Annotated in this window: 14 protein-coding genes; 10 read left to right on the top strand and 4 right to left on the bottom strand. The window is 63.3% G+C overall.

The window, feature by feature from the left end; genetic code table 11:
* Positions 1–122: 122 nt before the first annotated feature.
* A complete protein-coding gene (locus AC3WKX_RS01195) occupies positions 123–869 on the bottom strand; it encodes an NRDE family protein (protein ID WP_003213826.1) in 747 nt (248 codons plus the stop codon).
* Between the two features lie 89 nt (positions 870–958).
* Here AC3WKX_RS01195 and AC3WKX_RS01200 point away from each other — a divergent pair, with 89 nt between their 5' ends.
* From AC3WKX_RS01200 to AC3WKX_RS01210, 3 genes are all read left to right on the top strand, one after another.
* Positions 959–1,741 (top strand): sulfite exporter TauE/SafE family protein, encoded by a 783-nt coding sequence (locus tag AC3WKX_RS01200; protein ID WP_102604105.1) that lies wholly within the window; start codon positions 959–961, stop codon positions 1,739–1,741.
* A 66-nt stretch (positions 1,742–1,807) separates the two neighbouring features.
* Positions 1,808–2,620: a prolipoprotein diacylglyceryl transferase gene (gene lgt / locus AC3WKX_RS01205; protein WP_003213823.1), complete on the top strand. Its 813-nt coding sequence runs from the start codon at positions 1,808–1,810 to the stop codon at positions 2,618–2,620.
* Between the two features lie 51 nt (positions 2,621–2,671).
* Positions 2,672–3,505 (top strand): thymidylate synthase, encoded by an 834-nt coding sequence (locus AC3WKX_RS01210; RefSeq protein ID WP_102604106.1) that lies wholly within the window; start codon positions 2,672–2,674, stop codon positions 3,503–3,505.
* Positions 3,506–3,629: 124 nt separating this feature from the next.
* Here AC3WKX_RS01210 and cadR read toward each other — a convergent pair whose 3' ends face one another.
* Positions 3,630–4,079, bottom strand: a complete 450-nt coding sequence (gene cadR / locus AC3WKX_RS01215) for a Cd(II)/Pb(II)-responsive transcriptional regulator (protein ID WP_017476559.1) — start codon at positions 4,077–4,079, stop codon at positions 3,630–3,632.
* A gap of 85 nt (positions 4,080–4,164) precedes the next feature.
* On the opposite strand from cadR, the gene AC3WKX_RS01220 reads away from it, so the two are divergent.
* From AC3WKX_RS01220 to AC3WKX_RS01250, 7 genes are all read left to right on the top strand, one after another.
* Positions 4,165–6,435, top strand: a complete 2,271-nt coding sequence (locus AC3WKX_RS01220) for a heavy metal translocating P-type ATPase (RefSeq protein WP_102604107.1) — start codon at positions 4,165–4,167, stop codon at positions 6,433–6,435.
* A gap of 16 nt (positions 6,436–6,451) precedes the next feature.
* The gene (locus AC3WKX_RS01225; RefSeq protein WP_102604108.1) at positions 6,452–7,315 is read left to right on the top strand and encodes a LysR family transcriptional regulator; all 864 of its coding nucleotides are present in this window, start codon (positions 6,452–6,454) and stop codon (positions 7,313–7,315) included.
* A gap of 241 nt (positions 7,316–7,556) precedes the next feature.
* Complete coding sequence (locus AC3WKX_RS01230) at positions 7,557–8,621, top strand: putative 2-aminoethylphosphonate ABC transporter ATP-binding protein (protein ID WP_102604109.1); 1,065 nt, start codon at positions 7,557–7,559, stop codon at positions 8,619–8,621.
* A 1-nt stretch (position 8,622) separates the two neighbouring features.
* Entirely contained in the window at positions 8,623–10,347 is a 1,725-nt protein-coding gene (locus AC3WKX_RS01235; RefSeq protein WP_102604110.1) for a putative 2-aminoethylphosphonate ABC transporter permease subunit, read from the top strand.
* 23 nt (positions 10,348–10,370) lie between these two features.
* Entirely contained in the window at positions 10,371–11,387 is a 1,017-nt protein-coding gene (locus tag AC3WKX_RS01240; RefSeq protein WP_102604111.1) for a putative 2-aminoethylphosphonate ABC transporter substrate-binding protein, read from the top strand.
* 125 nt (positions 11,388–11,512) lie between these two features.
* Positions 11,513–12,637, top strand: coding sequence for a TIGR03364 family FAD-dependent oxidoreductase (locus AC3WKX_RS01245; RefSeq protein WP_102604112.1), 1,125 nt, complete (start codon positions 11,513–11,515; stop codon positions 12,635–12,637).
* A complete protein-coding gene (locus tag AC3WKX_RS01250) occupies positions 12,637–13,191 on the top strand; it encodes a phosphonate degradation HD-domain oxygenase (protein ID WP_102604113.1) in 555 nt (184 codons plus the stop codon). Before AC3WKX_RS01245 ends, AC3WKX_RS01250 begins: the two co-directional genes overlap by 1 nt.
* On the opposite strand, the gene AC3WKX_RS01255 is transcribed toward AC3WKX_RS01250, so the two are convergent.
* Together AC3WKX_RS01255 and AC3WKX_RS01260 are read right to left on the bottom strand one after the other, a co-directional pair.
* Entirely contained in the window at positions 13,188–14,561 is a 1,374-nt protein-coding gene (locus AC3WKX_RS01255; RefSeq protein ID WP_102604114.1) for a DUF3482 domain-containing protein, read from the bottom strand. The two genes, AC3WKX_RS01250 and AC3WKX_RS01255, sit on opposite strands and share 4 nt — an antisense overlap.
* Positions 14,554–15,933 carry a DUF2868 domain-containing protein gene (locus AC3WKX_RS01260; RefSeq protein WP_102604115.1) on the bottom strand — a complete coding sequence of 460 codons (1,380 nt, stop codon included), beginning with the start codon at positions 15,931–15,933 and terminating at the stop codon, positions 14,554–14,556. The genes AC3WKX_RS01255 and AC3WKX_RS01260 overlap by 8 nt, the downstream gene beginning before the upstream one ends.
* Positions 15,934–15,956 lie beyond the last annotated feature (23 nt).

A 15,956-nucleotide genomic window follows, 5' to 3' on the forward strand; every position in this document is an offset into this window, starting at 1 on the left:
TGTCCCCAATCGAAATGTGGGAGCGGGCTTGCTCGCGAAAGCGGTGCATCAGTCAGCTTATGTATTGGCTGACACGCCGCCTTCGCGAGCAAGCCCGCTCCCACATTTGATTTGCGTGAGGTTCAGATTTTGAGTTCAACTTCACCCAACTGTCCGCCATACGGCCCAAAACTGCGCTCCACGATATGCCGTGTCCCGTCGGCATTCACAATCAGCGCCGTGCTCGCCCGCGTCCCGTAGCTGGGGCTGGCAATAAACACGCTCGACAGCAAACTCTCCGTCGCCAAGCCCACGCCGGTATCCGGCAAGTCAGCAAACGGCGCGGTCTGCGGGTCGCTCAAAATCCCCAGCAAGGCTTCAGGCTGCGGATCGTCCAGCACTTCTGTCAGCGCCGCCTTGGCCTTCAACAACTTCGGCCACGGCGTATCCAGCCCTGCATTGGATAACCCATAAACCCCCGCCACCAATGGTGTCGGCGCAGATTCCTTGGCGTTGTAATGCCAAAGCTCGTCCCGCGTCCCGACCAGCAGGTTAAACCCGGCATATTCAATCGATCTGCCATTAACGTCGGCCAAATAGTCGTCAATCGACAGCGAACCGCTGAGAAAGCGCGCCACCAACTCACCCCGCGACTTGCGCGCCGGCGGCTGGTGCGGGTCACGGATATTGGTCAGCGCCGCAAAGCGCCCGTCTGCGCCAACTCCCAGCCAGGTCCCGCCCGCTTCCTGGTCCCTGCCCGCGTAAACATGGGGCGCATCCAGCCACTGGGCCAACGGCAAACTGGGCCGGGCATAAAATTCATCACGGTTGGCCGCGACGATCAGCGGCTGGGCGTGGCCCGGCCGCCAGGCGAAAACAATCAGGCACATAAGGCAATCCCTTTGTGTTTTGCCCACTCTACCCATAGAACCCTGTGCTTTGCATCCGTTAACATGCCGGTCTGTTTTCGGGGGCTCCCATGGAATTTCTGCTGTATTTGCTGCTGGGATCCTGCGCGGGCATGCTCGCCGGGCTGTTCGGCGTGGGCGGCGGCATCATTATTGTGCCGGTGCTGGTGTTCAGCTTCACCTTGCAGGGCTTCGATCCCGCGGTGCTGACCCACCTCGCTGTCGGCACGTCCCTGGCGTCTATTATCTTCACGTCGGTGAATGCGGTGCGTGAGCATCATCGGCGCGGCGCCGTGCGCTGGCCGATCTTCGTATGGATGGCCGTGGGTATCCTGCTGGGCGCGGGCGTTGGCGCGCTGACCGCCGAGGCGATCTCCGGGCCGCATCTACAGAAGATCATCGGTGTGTTCGCCCTGGTGATCGCCGTGCAGATGACCCTGGAGCTCAAGCCCAAGGCCAGCCGCCAGGTGCCGGGCAAGCTCGGCCTGACCCTGGCGGGCGGCGTGATCGGCTGGTCGTCGGCGATTTTCGGCACCGGCGGCGGTTCGTTGACCGTGCCGTTCCTGACCTGGCGCAGCGTGCCGATGCAGCAGGCAGTGGCCACTTCGTCGGCCTGCGGCTTGCCGATCGCCGTGGCCAGTGCGTTAAGTTTCATGATTCTGGGCTGGCATGATCCGCTGCTGCCCGAGCATAGTCTCGGTTTTGTGTACTTGCCGGCGCTGCTGGGCATCGCCCTGACCAGCATGGTGGCGGCCCGTTTCGGCGCGCGCCTGGCGCACCGGTTGTCGCCGCGCTTGCTCAAGCGGCTGTTCGCCGGGCTGCTGTTTTGCGTAGGGCTGAATTTTTTGCTGTAACGCAGGCTTAATCGCGCACCGGCATGGTCCGATGCGCCATGACTATTGATTTAACGAGGAGTCGCAATGCTGCCTTACCCGCAGATCAACCCGGTGGCCGTGGCCATCGGTCCGCTGCAAATCCACTGGTACGGGTTGATGTACCTGATCGGCATCGGCGGTGCCTGGCTGCTGGCTTCCCGGCGCCTGAACCGTTTCGACCCGACCTGGACCAAGGAGAAGCTCTCCGACATGGTGTTCTGGATGTCGATGGGGGTCATCGTCGGCGGACGCCTGGGTTATGTGCTGTTCTACGACCTGCCAGCCTACATCGCCAACCCGACGCTGATCTTCGAGGTGTGGAAGGGCGGCATGGCGTTCCACGGCGGGTTTGTGGGGGTGATGATCGCCGCCTGGTGGTTTGGCCGGCGTAACGGCAAGTCGTTCTTCCAGTTGATGGACTTCGTCGCACCGTTCGTGCCGATTGGCCTGGGTGCCGGGCGCATCGGTAACTTCATCAACGCCGAACTGTGGGGCAAGCCGACTGACGTGCCGTGGGCCATGGTGTTCCCGCCGTTCAGCGACCCGGCGCAATTGCCGCGCCACCCCTCGCAGTTGTACCAGTTCGCCCTGGAAGGCGTGGCGCTGTTCCTGATCCTCTATATCTTCTCGCGCAAGCCACGCCCGACCATGGCCGTTTCGGGGATGTTCGCGTTGTTCTACGGGATCTTCCGCTTTATCGTCGAGTTCGTACGGGTGCCGGATGCGCAGTTGGGCTACCTGGCGTGGGGCTGGGTGACCATGGGGCAGATTCTCAGCCTGCCGATGATCATCGCCGGCCTGGGCCTGCTGTGGTGGGCTTACAATCGCCCGCAAGGCATCAAGAACACCGCGCTTTAAATTCGAACGCCGGGGCCCGAGGGTCCCGGCTTCAACGATACAGGTATACACATGAAGCAATATCTCGAACTACTGAACGATGTCGTGACCAATGGCCTGACCAAGGGCGACCGCACCGGCACCGGCACCAAGGCCGTGTTTGCCCGTCAGTTTCGGCATAGCTTGGCCGACGGCTTCCCGCTGCTGACCACCAAGAAGCTTCACTTCAAAAGCATCGCCAATGAATTGATCTGGATGTTGAGTGGCAACACCAACATCAAGTGGCTGAACGAAAATGGCGTGCGTATCTGGAACGAATGGGCCACCGAAGACGGCGACCTGGGCCCGGTGTACGGCGAGCAGTGGACCGCCTGGCCCACCAAGGACGGCGGCAAGATCAACCAGATCGACTACATGGTCGAGACGCTGAAGACCAACCCCAACAGCCGCCGCATCCTGTTTCACGGCTGGAACGTCGAGTACCTGCCGGACGAGACCAAAAGCCCGCAGCAGAACGCCCGGGACGGCAAGCAAGCGCTGCCACCTTGCCACCTGCTGTACCAGGCGTTTGTGCATGACGGTCATCTGTCGATGCAGTTGTACATCCGCAGCTCAGATGTATTCCTCGGCCTGCCGTACAACACCGCGGCCCTGGCGCTACTGACCCATATGCTGGCCCAGCAGTGCGACCTGATCCCTCACGAGATCATCGTCACCACGGGCGACACCCATGCCTACAGCAACCATATGGAACAGATCCAGACCCAGCTGGCGCGCACGCCGAAGAAGCTGCCGGAACTGGTGATCAAGCGCAAACCCGCGTCGATCTACGATTACAAATTCGAAGATTTTGAAATCGTGGGCTATGACGCTGATCCGAGCATCAAGGCCGATGTAGCGATCTAAAAGCGATCTCGGTCCAAATGTGGGAGCGGGCTTGCTCGCGAATACGGTGTATCAGAAACACATTCAGTGGCTGACACACCGTATTCGCGAGCAAGCCCGCTCCCACATTTTTTTGTGTACACATTCAATGCCCGTGGCTTCTGCCCACATGTGAGGGCTCAGCCTCGCTGGCCGCGACACTCCCGCTGACTTCCAGTCGCTGCAAAATCCCGCACTGATCCAGATCCGGCCCGCCGCCGCAGCGTTGGCGCAGGTCGAGCAACTGTTCCTGCAACGCCAGCAGCCCGTCGATCCGCGCCTTCACGTGGTGGATATGCTCGTCAATCAATGCATTCACGCTTTCGCACTGGTCCTGAGGACTGTCACGCAGGCCCAGCAGGCTGCGAATTTCCTCAAGGGTCATGTCCAGGCTGCGGCAGTTGCGGATAAACACCAGCCGTTCGGTGTGCGCCTGGGTGTACAGCCGGTAATTACCGTCACTGCGCGCAGGCGGCGGCAGCAGGCCTTCCTTCTCGTAATAACGGATGGTTTCCACCTGGCAATCCGTCAATTTTGCCAATTCGCCGATCTTCATCGCAGCAATCTCCAAAAGGATGCTTGACCCTATAGTGGCTACAGGGTCTTTACTTGGCAACAGGCACCTTAACGGACGCGACAGAATGAGCGATTCCATCCACACCCCGCACAAGCACGACCATGATCATGACCACGCGCACGATCACGGCCCCAAGCTCAAACCTGTGCAGAAGCACGACCATGGCAGCCATGGCGATTCCTGCTGTTCCAGCAAGGCCGCGCCGGCGCTGGTGAAGCTGACCGAAGCCCCGACAGCGGGCTCGCGGCTGAGCACCTTCCGCATCGAAGCCATGGACTGCCCCACCGAGCAGACGCTGATCCAGAACAAACTGGGCAAGCTTGCGGGTGTGCAGCAGCTGGAATTCAACCTGATCAACCGCATTCTCGGCGTCACCCACGACCTGCCAACGACCGCGCCGATCATCGACGCCATCAAGTCCCTGGGCATGCAGGCGGACCCCATCGAAGCAGGCGTCGCCCCGGCTGAGCCGCCGGCGAAGAAGCACTGGTGGCCGCTGGCTGTGTCCGGCGTGGGCGCGCTGGGTGCTGAAGTGCTGCACTTCACCAACGCAGCCCCGACGTGGGTGATTGCCCTGGTCGCGCTGATCTCGATCTTCAGCGGCGGCCTCACCACCTACAAAAAGGGCTGGATCGCCCTGAAAAACCTCAACCTGAACATCAACGCCCTGATGAGCATCGCCGTCACCGGCGCGATCCTGATCGGTCAGTGGCCGGAAGCGGCGATGGTGATGTTCCTGTTCACCGTGGCCGAGTTGATCGAGGCCAAGTCCCTGGACCGCGCACGTAACGCCATCAGCGGCTTGATGCAGATGACGCCGGAGCAGGCCACGGTCCGTCAGGCCGATGGCAGTTGGGTTGAACAGGAGGTTAAAGTCATCGAACTGGGCGCCATCGTGCGGGTTCGTCCCGGCGAGCGCATTGGCCTGGATGGTGAAGTCACCTCCGGCCAGTCCACCATCGACCAGGCGCCGATTACCGGTGAAAGCCTGCCGATCGAAAAGACCGTGGGCGACAAAGTCTTCGCCGGCACCATCAACCAGGCCGGCTCCCTGGAATACAAAGTCACTGCAGCCGCCAACAACTCCACCCTGGCGCGGATCATCCACGCCGTGGAACAGGCCCAGGGCGCCCGCGCGCCAACCCAGCGTTTTGTCGACACCTTCGCCAAGGTCTACACCCCGGCGGTGTTCATCTTTGCCCTGGGTGTGGCGTTGATTCCGCCGCTGTTCATGGGCGGTGTGTGGTTTGAATGGGTCTACCGCGCACTGGTATTGCTGGTGGTCGCGTGCCCATGTGCACTGGTGATTTCCACCCCGGTGACCATCGTCAGCGGCCTGGCCGCCGCGGCGCGCAAAGGCATCCTGATCAAGGGCGGTGTGTACCTGGAGGGTGGCTACAAACTCGACTACCTGGCCCTCGACAAGACGGGCACCATCACCCACGGCAAGCCGGTGCAAACCGATTACCTGGCGCTGTTCCCGAACATGGAAGACAGCGCACCGGCCCTGGCCGCGAGCCTGGCCGGGCGCTCCGATCACCCGGTGTCCCTGGCCATCGCCAACGCGGCTGTGGATAAGAATCTCGCCGTTCACACGGTGGATAACTTCGAGGCCCTGACCGGTCGCGGTGTGAAGGGTGAAATCAATGGCGAGGTCTACTACCTGGGCAACCACCGTCTGGTGGAAGAGCTGAACCTGTGCTCGCCGGCCCTGGAGAAGAAGCTCTTCGCCCTGGAAAAACAAGGCAAGTCCGTGGTCCTGCTGCTGGACAAGTCCGGCCCGCTGGCGCTGTTCGCCGTGGCCGACACCGTGAAGGATACCAGCCGCGAAGCCATCCAGCAGTTGCATGACCTGGGCATCAAGACCCTGATGCTGACCGGCGACAACACCCACACGGCCAAGGCGATCGCCGATCAGGTGGGCATCGACCAAGCCCAGGGCGACCTGTTGCCCACCGACAAACTGCAAGCCATCGAAGCGCTCTACGCCAAGGGCCACCGGGTCGGCATGGTCGGCGACGGCATCAACGACGCCCCGGCGCTGGCCCGTTCCGAGATCGGGTTTGCCATGGCTGCTGCGGGTACCGATACCGCCATCGAGACCGCCGACGTGGCCCTGATGGACGACGACCTGCGCAAGATTCCAGCATTCATTCGGCTGTCGCGGCAAACGTCGAGTATCCTCAAGCAGAACATCGCCCTGGCCCTGGTGATCAAGGCGATCTTCCTCGCGGTGACCTTCCTTGGGATGGCCACCATGTGGATGGCGGTGTTCGCCGACATGGGCGTGAGCCTGCTGGTGGTATTCAATGGTCTGCGCCTGCTGCGCAAATAGTCGATGAGAGGGTGGTGTGCTGAGTGCCGAGCTGAAGGCGTTTTACATGGTCGCCCGCCTGGGCAGCATTACCCAGGCGGCGAAAAAGCTCGGGCTCAGCCAGCCCACGGTGACCACCCAGATTCGTCACCTGGAAAGCCAGTACTCGGTGGAGTTGTTCTACCGTGGCGGGCGCCGCCTGACCGTCAGCGACGAAGGCGCGCGGCTGTTGCCGATGGTCAAGGCGCTGTTGCAGCAGGAAGCGGACATCGAGTTTTTCCTGCGCAACAGTGGCCAGGTACAAGGAGCCTTGAGGATTGCCGCGACGGCACCTTATTACATCCTCGACCTGGTCAAGACCTTCCGCGAGCGGCTGCCGCAGGTCGAGGTTTCGGTGGAGATCGGCAACTCCCAGCAGGTGCTGGAAGCGCTGGATGACTACCGCGTCGACGTCGCCGCCTCGTCCCAATTGCTTGAAGACCCGCGCCTGATCCGGCGGGTACTGGGCATGGACCCGCTGGTGCTGGCGGTGCATCGCAATCATCCGCTGGCGGTACTTGAACATGTACCGCTGACCGCGCTGGCCGGGCATACCTTGCTGATGCGCGAGCCGGGGTCGACCACCCGTCGATTGACCGAAGAGATGTTGCAGGGCGCCGGCGTGAGTTACGGGCCGTTGCTGGAGATCGGCAGCCGGGAATCGATCCGTGAGGCAGTGCTGCGCAATATCGGCATCAGCATCATTGCCCGCCAGGAAGTGCCCCACGACCCGCAATTGCGGGTGCTGACCATCGAGAATGCGCCGCAGATTCCCGAGTATTTGTACTGCCTCAAAGAGCGAAAGGGCGCCCGGTTGCCGGCGGCGTTCCTGGGGTTGGCGCAGGAAATGTCGCCGATCTAAAGTGTTACGCTGGCTTTGCCATTCGCGAGCAAGCCCGCTCCCACCTTCGACCGAGTTTGACGTTTGGAATGCGATCCAATGTGGGAGCGGGCTTGCTCGCGAAAGCGGTAGCCCTGTCACCGTCCCTTTCCAGCCCTACCCAAATCCACCAATACCACTATCGCCACGTTTTGCCTTTCTGCCACAAGAGGGACGCATTGCCTGCCTAGGATGACCTTCATCAGTTTGATGAGGTGCCTCCATGAACACAGCCATGACTAATCCCGGCGCGCCAATGAAGGTGCGCGGTGTACAGAAACGCTTCGGCGCCTTCACCGCGCTGGATAACGTGTCCCTGGACGTCGCCGCTGGCGAACTGGTGTGCCTGCTGGGCCCGTCGGGCTGCGGCAAGACCACCTTGCTACGCTGCATCGCCGGCCTGGAGCGCCAGGACAGCGGCGAGTTGTATCTCGGCGACCGCGATGTTTCCCTACTGGCACCCCAGGCTCGGGACTACGGCATTCTGTTCCAGTCCTACGCGCTGTTTCCCAATCTCACCGTCGAAGCGAACATCGGCTACGGCCTCACCGGCAGTGGCCGTGATGAAGTGCGCAAGCGTGTCGGGCAGATGCTTGAACTGGTGGGTTTGGTGGGCAGCGAAAAGAAATACCCCGGCCAACTTTCCGGCGGCCAACAACAGCGTGTGGCAATGGCTCGCGCCCTGGCGCCGGCGCCGTCCTTGCTGCTGCTGGACGAACCCATGTCGGCCCTCGACGCCCGGGTGCGCGAGCATCTGTGCACCGAGCTGCGCCAACTGCAGCGCCGCCTGGGCATCACCACCCTGATGGTCACCCACAACCAGGACGAGGCCATGCTGATGGCCGACCGCATTGCCGTGATGAACAACGGCAAGGTCGAGCAGTACGCCACGCCCCAGGAAATCTACGACCGCCCGGCCACACCGTTCGTGGCCGAGTTTGTCGGCCAGGGCAACTGGCTGCCGTTCAGTCGCAACAGCGCCAGCCACGCTCAGGTTGGCGGCATGAATATGCGCCTGGCGGACAACGCAGGCGTCGCGAAATCGGGCCGTCTGTTCTGCCGCCCGGAAGCCATCAGCGTCAACCCGCCGGTGCATGAAGAAAACCTGTTCCCGGCCAAGGTCCGCGAGATCACTTTCCTCGGCAACCGCTGCCGCATGAGCTTCGAGCTGGACCAACTGCCCGGCCATCCGCTGCTGGCCGAATTGGCCCCGGAAGCCATGCCGCGCCTTGGCGCCCAGGACATCTGGGTCGCGCTGCCCCCGCGCAGCCTGCAGGTGTTTGCCTGAGATGGCCCGCGATATGACTCTGCCGATACCCGATAACGTGGCTCGTCAGGTTTCCCGTGCCGAACTCGGCGACCGTATTTTTGTAGTCGGCGGCAAGCTGCTCTGGCTGTGCCTGCTGGGCGTCGCGGTGCTGATGCCGCTGCTGGCGATCTTCTGGCGCGGCTTCAGCAGTGAAGCCGGGCAGGGCGGTGGCCTGGTGGCGGCGCGGGAGTTGGTCACCAGCGACAATTTCCACTGGCTGCTCGGTAACAGCCTGAAGGTTTCCGGCAGCGTTGCCGCCATCGTCGTACCACTGGCTTATCTGTTTGCCTACGCTTTGCAACGCACGCTTATTCCGGGCAAGGCGATCTGGCGCGGCATGTCGCTGCTGCCGTTGATGGCGCCGTCGATGTTGCCCGGGATTGCGCTGGTCTACCTGTTCGGCAACCAGGGCATGTTGCGCGGGCTGCTGTCGGACAACATCTATGGCTTCTGGGGCATCGTCCTCGGCGAAGTGATCTACACCTTTCCCCATGCCTTGATGATCCTGTTGTCGGCGCTTTCCCTGGCGGATGCACGTTTGTTCGATGCCGCATCGAGCATGGGCGCGAGTCCCGCCCGGGCGTTTCGCAGCATCACCTGGCCGGCGACGCGCCAGGCCGTGTTTGCCGCGTTTTGCCTGGTGTTCACTCTGACCATCACTGACTTTGGCGTGCCCGTGGTAGTCGGTGGCGACTATCAAGTACTGGCGCTGGAAGCCTACAAAGCTGTGGTCGGCCAGCAGCAATTCGGCCGCGGCGCCTTGATCGGCATGGTCCTGCTGCTGCCGGCGCTGTTCAGCTTCGGTGTCGACGCCTGGTTGCGCCGCCGCCATGGCGACTCCATGAGCGGCCGCGCCCAGGTGTTCCAGCCGGCGCCGTCGAAACTGCGGGATGGCTGCTACCTGGCCATCGTCCTGCTGATCTGCGCGATCCTGCTGCTGGTGTTCGGCATGGCGGTCTACTCATCCCTGGTGAAATTCTGGCCCTACAACCTGTCGCTGTCCCTGGCCCACTACCAGTTCGAAGACACGGCCGGCGGCGGCTGGCTGGCCTACCGCAACAGCATCACCATGGCCCTGTGCACCGCGTTGATCGGCAGCGTGCTGATCTTCACCGGCGCCTACCTGATGGAAAAGACCAGGGGCCAGAAGGGCCTGAACCTGGCGCTGCGCATGCTCAGCTTCGTGCCGATGGCGGTGCCGGGGTTGGTGCTGGGCCTGGGCTACGTGTTCTTTTTCAACCTCAACGGCAACCCGCTGCATGTGCTCTACGGCACCATGACGTTGCTGGTGGTGTGCACCATTGCTCACTATTTGACCACCGCCCAAATGACCGCCACCACGGCCCTGCGCCAACTGGACGCGGAATTCGAAGCCGCCGCGCTGTCGCTGAAGGCGCCGCTGTACCGCCATTACCTGCGGGTCACCGTGCCGATCTGCCTGCCGGCGCTGCTGGACATCGTGCGCTACCTGTTCGTTTCGGCGATGACCACCGTCTCCGCCGCGATCTTCCTCTACAGCCCCGACTCCATCCTCGCCGCCGTCGCCGTACTGAACATGGACGACGCCGGCAACGTCGGCGGTGCGGCGGCCATGTCGACCCTGATCCTGTTCACCTCGGCGGGCGTGTCCTTGCTGCTGGCGTGGGCCTCACGCGGCTTGTTGCGCCGCTCCCAGGCCTGGCGCCAAACCGCGCCCGGCCAATAATTCAACCATAAAGGAACTGCACCATGTTCAAGCCCCTGGCGTTAGCCGCTGCTGTGCTCACTGCGTTCAGCCTGAATGCCTTTGCCGCCAAGACCGAGTTGACCGTGTACACGGCCCTCGAAGCCGAGCAATTGAAGACCTACAAACAGGCCTTTGAAAAGGTTAACCCGGACATCGAGATCAAATGGGTGCGCGATTCCACCGGCATCATCACCGCCAAGCTGCTTGCCGAAAAAGCCCGCCCGCAGGCTGATGTGGTCTGGGGCCTGGCAGCTTCCAGCCTGGCGATTCTCGATCAGCAGGGCATGCTGCAAAACTACGCACCGGCAGATTTGAGCAGGATCGGTGCGAACTACCGCGACGCCGCCAACCCGCCGGCCTGGGTCGGCATGGACGTGTGGGCTGCGACCATTTGCTTCAACACCGTCGAAGCCGAAAAGCAGGGCCTGAGCAAGCCGGTGAGCTGGCAGGACCTGACCAAGCCTGAGTACAAGGGCAAGATCGTGATGCCCAACCCGGCCTCGTCCGGCACCGGTTTCCTGGATGTGAGCGCCTGGTTGCAGACCTTCGGCGAGAAGCAGGGCTGGCAGTACATGGACGACCTGCACCAGAACATCGGCCAGTACGTTCACTCCGGTTCCAAACCCTGCAAGCTGGCGGCCTCGGGTGAATTCCCGATCGGCATTTCCTTCGAATACCCGGCCGTTCAGCTGAAGCGCCAGGGCGCACCGCTGGACATCATCCTGCCGAAAGAAGGCCTGGGCTGGGATATCGAAGCCACTGCCGTGATCAAGGGCACTGCCCACGCAGACGCGGCACAGAAACTCGCCGACTTCTCCGCCAGCCCCGCGGCGATGGAGCTGTACAAGGAAAACTTCGCGGTACTGGCCCAGCCGGGCATCGCCAAGCCGCAGACCGAGTTGCCGGCGGACTACGAGCAGCGGTTGATCAAGAATGACTTTGCCTGGGCGTCGAAAAACCGCGACAGCATCCTGACCGAATGGCGCAAGCGCTATGACGGCAAGTCGGAAAAACAATAACCACCGATCGTTCCCACGCTCTGCGTGGGAACGCTGCTCTGGACGCTCTGCGTCCGCTTTTGTAGTCGTGACGCGGAGCGTCACAGGATGCATTCCCACGCGGAGCGTGGGAACGAGAGGTCTTCATGACACAACTGCTGATCATCGGCGCCGGCATCCTCGGCCTGTCCCATGCCTTTGTCGCTGCCAAACGCGGCCTCAAGGTCAAGGTCTTCGAGCGTAGCGCCACACCGCTGGGTGCTTCCGTGCGCAACTTCGGCCAGGCACTGGTCACCGGCCAGCCGCCCGGGCCGATGCTCGACCTGGCGCGGGAAAGCCGCGAAATCTGGGGCCAGTGGGCGCAACTCGCCGGCATCCAGCTCAAGCGCAACGGCTCTTATTTGTTCGCCCGCACCGAAGCCGAAGAACACTTGCTTGAAGCCTTCTGCGCCGGTCGCGCGCAAGAACACGGTTATCGCGTCAAGTTGCTGCAAGGCGCCGCCCTGCACGAGCTGTACGGTGGCCGGTTCGCCCATCACCGCGCTGCGCTTCACGGCCTGGATGATCAACAACTGTATTCGCGCGAGGCTATCCCGGCGCTGATCAACTACCTCAGCCGCGAACTGGGCGTGGAGTTTCATTTCTCCACCCTGGTGCGCGACATCGAACCCGGCCAGGTGCACACCACTGCCGGCTCCTTTCGCGGCGAGCAGATCATTGTCTGCTCCGGTCACGACTACCAGACGCTGCTGGCCGAGCAGATTGCCGAACTCAACCCGCAAATCTGCCGCCTGCAAATGCTGCGCGCCCGGCCAGTGGTGGAGTTGAACCTGCAACACGCGCTGCTGACCGGCCTCAGCTGCGTGCACTACGGCGCCTTCGCCGATTTGCCGGAAGCCGCGCCGGTACAGGCCGAAATTCTGCGGGATGTACCGCACCTGCATGAAAACGGTATTCACCTGCTGATCAGCCCGACACCCTATGGCGAACTGATCATCGGGGATTCTCACCATTACGGCAGCGATCCTTCACCGTTCAACGCCGAACAGGTGGACAACTGGATGATCGAACTGGCCGAACATACCCTGGGCTGCAAGATCCAGGTCGTGGAGCGCTGGCAGGGCGTCTATGGTTCCCGTGGGCCGGGGCCGTTCTCGTTCACGCGGGCGGCGCCGGGGGTGAGCGCGGCGTTGATGCACACCGGCGTGGGCATGAGCGTCGGGCCGGCGATGGCCGAGCGCAATATCACTGAGCTGTGGGGGAGTGCGTGATGAAAGCAGAGCAGGCAATCGCCGAGGTCTTCGGCCTGTACGAACAACACGGCACCGCCGATTACATTGGCGAGCCGGTCTCGCAGATCGAACACATGTCCCAGGCCGCGCAGTTGGCCATGGCTGAAGGCTTCGATGATGAAGTGGTGCTGGCGGCGTTCTTCCACGATATCGGGCATATCTGCGGCCAAGGTGGCGAGAACATGGGCGGTTATGGCGTGGTCAGCCATGAACGGCTGGGCGCCGATTATCTGCGCCGGGCGGGCTTCAGCGAGCGCCTGGCAAAACTGGTGGAATACCACGTGCAGGCCAAGCGTTACCTGACCTTCAGCCAGCCGGACTACTATGCGCGGTTGAGCGAGGCCAGCCGCCGCACCCTGGGTTACCAGGGCGGCGTGATGACCGCCGAGGAAGCCCGGGCGTTTGAGCAGGACCCGTTGTGCGCCGTCAGCCTGCGCATGCGTCACTGGGATGAACAAGCCAAGGAAATGCACGTGCCGGTGCTGGACCTTGAAGTGTTGAAATCCAAGGCCCGGCAGTTGTTGGCGGCTTAGGTCTCGTCCAGGCGCTGGGCCAGGGCTTCGACCTGTTCCTGGCGTTCGGCCTGGCTCAATTTGGGGTGCGGGTTGAGGGACGACCATTGCGGATGAGCCCGGGCCTTGTTCAGGGCTTCGGGCAATTTGCCTTCGCGCCAGGTCTTGTCCTGTGGCGTGTCGACCTTGATGCTGTGGATCGCCGCATGGCCCCGCAGGTTCAGGGCCTTGAGCAGTTGCCGCTGGCGCAGGGCCAACAGGCGCAGCACGCTGTCGTCGACGGTCAGCTCGCGCTGGCCCTTGATCTTGCCCAGCAGGCGGCTGCCATAACTGCGGGCAGTTTGCAGCGCGCCTCCCGCGATGGCTCCGGCGAGGGCGGCGGCGCCGAGGGTCAGGCCGCCTACGAGTAGATCCACACCTGCACCGGCCGCCGCGCCGGCTGCGATACCGCCACCGACCCGCACGCCCAGTTGCTTGAGGGTCTCGGGGTTGAACAGGTCATCGCCCCAGCGCCCGTCCAGCAGCGGTAAATCGCTGGCGGCGGCGTCCTGCGGGCGGAAGCCGAACAGCTTGAGCAAGGCTTCCACGCAACGCTGTTCGCGCTGGCGCACGGCTTTGCGCAGTTCGCTGATGGCTTGCTGTTCTACCTCGGCTTCGCTGACCACGCTGCGGCGGCAGGCGGCGCAGTCGATCAGCAGTTCGGCGATCAGCCGCGCCGCACTTTGCTGGCGGGCCTGGCGCTGGGCTTCCTGATCAAGGATCAGCCGTTCCAGTTGCCCACGGGAGTTTTCCAGCAGCAGGGCGAGGCTTTCATAGAGCCGGCGCTCGCCGTCTTCCGGCGGCGCGACGCTGTCGAAACGCACCAGCGCGTGCAGGCCGAGGCGGGCGAGGGCTTCGCGCCAGTCCGGCTCGCGGTGGTCGGCGCTGCTGACAAAATTGAGCACCGGCAGCAACGGCTTGCCACAGCTGGCCAGCACTTGCAGCTCATCGCGGTACTTGGCCAGCACCGGCTCCCGGGCGTCTATCACATACAGCCCGGCGTCGGAGGCGAGCAGTTGGCGCAGCACCTTGGCTTCCTGTTCGAAGCGTTGCCGGGCCTCGCTGCCTTCCAGAAAACGCGCCAGCCGTGCCGGGCCGTCGAGGCGTTCGCCGGGGCGGTCCAGGCGTTCGAGGTAATCGAGCAGGGCGATGGCATCTTCCAGGCCCGGCGTGTCGTACAGCTCCAGCAAGGCTTCGCCGTCCACCGACAAGCGCGCACCTTCGACATGCCGGGTGGTGCTGGGACGATGGGAGACTTCACCAAAGCCGACGTCTCGCGTGAGCGTGCGCAGCAACGAGGTCTTGCCGACGTTGGTGTGGCCGACCACCGCAAGTTTCAGGGGCTTAGTCATGACCGGTCTCCAGCCAGGTGAGCGGCGCGCAATCGGCGAACGGTATCTCCAGTTGTTGCAAGGCCGTGTGCCAATCACCCAGGCGCTCAGCATCCAGGGCTTGGCCGGCGGGCGCTTGCAGCAGCCAGACCCGAGTGGCGGTGGCGCTGCGGGCCAGTTCGGCAATCAGCGCAAGGCTGCCGCGATCCGGCGAGCGGCGTGGGTCGCAGGCGATGGCCAGGCGCGCGGGCGGGAAGCGGGTGAGTTGCTCCAGCAGCTTGTTGCGGGATTCACGGCTGTCGAGGATGCCGGCGTCCTTGACACTGGCCGGGAGCTTCGGCGGCCATGGGCGCTGGTCGTCCAGCTCGATGGCCACCAGCAGGGCGCCGTTGCTTTCCAGTTCACTGACGCCGCCGGTCACGTGGTGCAATTGTTCGGGCGCCGCATCATTGACCCCAAGCCGTTCGCTGCTGGGCATCAGCCGTTCACGCAGTTGGCTGTAGCCGGGCAGGTTAAGGTCGAGGCTCAAGGCGGCGCGCCCACGTTTCCAACGCCACAGGCACAGCAACGCAAGGATCAGCCGCGGCAGGATGCCGTACACCAGCAGCACGCCCACCAGCCAGGCGGCCCAGGCCTGGCGGGCGCTTTCGATATTCAGGGCGGCATCGCCGCTGGCGCGGATCATCTCGACAGTGGGCACATTGAAGCCGAGCAAGGCGGGCAGGGCGCCGAGGGTTTGGGTCACGGCGACAAAGGTGTCCGCCCGCAGGATGGTGGTTTCCCACACAAAACCGTAGCGCCGGGTGGCCAACAGCGTCAGCAGGATCACCAGGGCGCTGAGCAGGGCCAGCAGCCACAGGCTGTTGACCAGCACACCGACGGCCCAGCGATTGAGCTTGCGCCGTTGCAGCAACAGCAGCAGGGCGGGCGCCAGTTGCGCGGCCTTGGCGTCGCGGGCGAGTTTTTCGCTGAGCCATAACCACAGGCGGCCAAGACTGGCGCCGTGTTCACCGGCAAACAGCAGGCCCAGGGCCCAGCTCAACAACAGGATCAGGTTCAAACCCAGCAGGCTGCCCAGGGCCCAGAACACATTGACCGGCGCCAACCCGTTGCCCAGCGCGGCAAACGCCAGGCCGGCGCCGCTGATAATGGCGACTACCGCCAGCAGGATCAGCGCCAGGCGCGCGCCTTGCAGCCAGCGGGTCAGGGCGGCGGTCAGGCCATCGCGTTCGGCCAGCCACAGCGCACGGTTTTGAATGCGCGTGGGCAAATCGCCGCCGGTGTTGCGGGCCAGGCGATTGGCTTCCTGGTCTTCCAGGGCGCCCGCGTGTTCCTCGCGCAGGCGCACGGTCTCGGTCAGCCAGAGTGTTTGCAGGGGGGTCAGAGCTGTCACGCGCCGTCCTGTTGAGCCAGTGA

The sequence above is a fragment of the Pseudomonas sp. GP01-A4 genome (assembly GCF_058780865.1).